This window comes from Nocardiopsis sp. TNDT3 (genome assembly GCF_003427465.1).
Classification (GTDB): domain Bacteria; phylum Actinomycetota; class Actinomycetes; order Streptosporangiales; family Streptosporangiaceae; genus Nocardiopsis; species Nocardiopsis dassonvillei.
In genome coordinates this window covers 1-3,073 of sequence record NZ_QPFC01001240.1, presented here as the reverse complement: position 1 = coordinate 3,073, position 3,073 = coordinate 1, and the positions used below count along the sequence as shown (strand labels likewise).

General features: G+C 71.7%; 3 protein-coding genes. 1 reads left to right on the top strand and 2 read right to left on the bottom strand.

The window, feature by feature from the left end; translation table 11 throughout:
• Nucleotides 1-26: 26 nt before the first annotated feature.
• Nucleotides 27-446: a hypothetical protein gene (locus tag DQW06_RS26330; protein WP_013153437.1), complete on the bottom strand. Its 420-nt coding sequence runs from the start codon at nt 444-446 to the stop codon at nt 27-29.
• 553 nt (nt 447-999) lie between these two features.
• Nucleotides 1,000-1,920: a ketopantoate reductase family protein gene (locus DQW06_RS26320; protein ID WP_198048796.1), complete on the bottom strand. Its 921-nt coding sequence runs from the start codon at nt 1,918-1,920 to the stop codon at nt 1,000-1,002.
• Between the two features lie 285 nt (nt 1,921-2,205).
• On the opposite strand from DQW06_RS26320, the gene DQW06_RS26315 reads away from it, so the two are divergent.
• Nucleotides 2,206-3,033, top strand: a complete 828-nt coding sequence (locus DQW06_RS26315; protein WP_013153435.1) for an alpha/beta fold hydrolase — start codon at nt 2,206-2,208, stop codon at nt 3,031-3,033.
• The last annotated feature ends 40 nt before the right edge of the window (nt 3,034-3,073 follow it).

The window sequence follows — 3,073 nt, the reverse complement described above, 5'->3', positions numbered from 1 at the left end:
GCGCCGCCCGTCGCGGCGCGCGGGGGTCAGCCGCAGTTGGTCTCGTTGCGGTTCTCGTTGGTGCCGCTGATGTTGCCGAACCAGTCCACGCACGAACCGGCTGCGCTGCGGTAGACGGGACCGGCGTAGGTCGTGTACTGGCCGCTGTCCACCTCGGCCGCGCTGGCGGGGTCGCTGGTGCGCTTGAGGCCGACCGTCATCTCCACCGCCGAGCCCGGGTTGGCCCGGACGGTCACCGCGCAGTTGTAGCCGTTGGAGTTGTTGTAGGTGAGGAAGACCGTGCCCTTGGAGCCGATGTTGGCGTAGTTGACCACGCCGTAGCCGCTGCCGCAGACACCGTTGTAGTCCGCCACGGGAGCCGCCGCCGACGCGGGTGAGGCCAGTGCCAGCGAGCCGGTGGCCAGCGCCGCCGTGAGCAGGGCGGCTGTACGGAACTTCTTGAACATGGGGGAGCTTTCCGTCCTGGGTACCGGCGTCCGCTCCGTGCGGACGCCGGGAAGGACTGTGGCACGGGCCGCTTCGATCCGGCTTCGGTTCCGCTTCGTCCCGGCTTCGTGCGCCGCTTCCGGGCCCGGAACACTCCCTGGAACGCGGCGCTGTCGAAGGAGGCCTCGTCCTCGCCCCCGTCACCGGTGATCCACCAGCGCACGGGCGTGTCCCGGGTGCCTTCCAGGTCGTGGGCCAGGGCGAGTTCGCCGGCGCCGCCCGCGTCGTAGTCCGCGCAGGCGAAGAGACCGGCCACCCGCCCGACCGCGTCTGCGGTGGCGAGGGGGCGTCCTCCGCGTTCACCGTCCGTTGTGCGCTGCGCGCCGGAGCGCCCTCCCGGTCGAAGGGACCGTACATGGCCATGAGGCGCGAGGCCTCACCGTTCGCCGAGGACGCAGGGGAGCAGAACGAGACGGCGGGGGGCCATGGACTTGCGATCGTGATGGGGGACCGGGCCACGGCGTGCCGCGGGGCGGGCCGGCACCACCGGGGCGGTCGGCGGACGGGAGCAGCCTACCCGCGACCCGCCCCGTAGACGCTCAGGTGCGTGTACGCCAGTGAGAAGAGCGGTGTGGGCACGCCGAGCTCCCTGCCCCGGGAGACCAGGTCGCCGACGATGTGGTCGGCCTCCACCGGGTTGCCCTGGGTCAGGTCCCAGTACATGGAGGTCGTGGTCGAGGACGTGGTGTCGGCGATGATCGCGTCGGCCCTCTTCCGGGCCGCCTCGCCCGGCGGATGGCCGGAGGCGGTGGCCACGGCGATGGCCTCGGCGAACACCGCCGCAGTGAACTCCTGGCCGCCGGGCGCGCCGTTGACCCGGCCGATGGGGCCGCGCATCAGACAGGTGCACGCGCCCAGGGTCGCCAGGAACACCCACTTGTCCCACAGTTCCTGGCGGATGTCGGCGGCGGAGGTGGCGGTGTGGTCCCCGGTGTCCAGCGCGGCGTGCACGTCCTGCGGTGCGACGACGGGGTGCTCGCCCAGCGGTCCGTAGATCAGCTGGCCCATGGTGCCGACCTGGACGATCTCCCCCTGTTCGCCCAGGCGCGTCATCACCATGGCCACGCCGCCGTAGACCCGGTCGGCGCCGAAGCGCTCGACCAGGGCGTCGATGTGGCGCATGCCGTTGAGGAAGGGCAGCACCGCGGTCCGCGGACCCACGGCGGGGGACAGGTCCTTGAGGGCGTCGTCGAACCCGTACGACTTGACGGCCACGATCACCAGGTCGTAGTCGGGGCCCACCCGGTCGGCGGTGACCGCTCGGACAGGGACCGCCTCCACACGTCCTCGCACGTCGCGCACGCGCAGACCGTGTTCGCCCAGGAGCGCGGCGCGGGCGGGGCGGACGAGGAAGTCCACGTCCCGGCCCGCCCGGACCAGGTGCGCTCCGAAGTAGCCGCCGACCGCTCCGGCTCCCACGACAAGAATCCTCATGCTGCTCCCGCCCGGTGGTTGCACGACAACGGACAACGTAGGGCCATGGGATCTCGCCTGGCAAGGGCGCGGCCGCGTGCGCGCACCGCCCCGCCTCCCCGCGGCGGGAGGGGCGGGCCCCGGCGGCGCCGCACTCTCGCAAAGCCTGCTCCATGCTTGTGGAACCCAGGTTTTCGCAGGTCGGAGCGGAGGGCAGTCTGGTCGTGGCCCGTGCGCCCCGCTCGGGGTGTGAGCACGGCGCGACCCGGGGTGAAGCCCCGTCCGCACGAGGAGGAAACGGTTCCCATGGCTTACGTGACCACCCGCGACGGCGTCGAGATCTTCTACAAGGACTGGGGGAGCGGCCGACCGGTCGTGTTCATCCACGGCTGGCCGCTCAACGCCGACGCGTGGGAGGACCAGATGAAGTGGGTGGCCGACAACGGCTTCCGCGGCCTCGCCCACGACCGCCGCGGCCACGGCCGTTCCGGCCAGCCCTGGAGCGGCTACGACTTCGACACCTTCGCCGACGACCTCAACGACCTCATGAACCACCTGGACCTCCAGGACGTCACGCTGGTGGCCCACTCCATGGGCGGCGGCGAGCTCGCCCGCTACATCGGGCGCCACGGCACCCGGCGCGTGCGCCAGGCCGTCCTGCTGTCCGCGGTCCCGCCGATCATGGTCAGGTCCGACACCAATCCCGAAGGGGTGCCCGAGGAGGTGCTCACCGGGATCAAGGACGGCATCATCAGGGAGCGCTCGCAGTTCTGGAGGGAGACCGCGGAGGGCTTCTTCGGCGCCAACCGCCCCGGCAACAAGGTCACGCAGGGCAACAAGGACGCCTTCTGGTTCATGGCCATGCACCAGTCCATCGAGGCCGGTGTGCGCTGCGTGGACGCCTTCGGCTACACCGACTTCACCGATGACCTGCGCCGCTTCGACGTCCCGACCCTGGTGGTGCACGGCGACGACGACCAGGTCGTGCCGATCGACGCCACCGGCCGCAAGTCGGCGCGGATCATCCCGGACGCCACCCTGAAGGTCTACGAGGGCGGCTCCCACGGCATCGCCCTCGTGCCGGGCGACAAGGAGAGGTTCAACCAGGACCTGCTGGAGTTCCTCAAGAGCTGACCCGCCCGGGTGGGCGGGACCGCGCGGGCGCGGCGGGGCC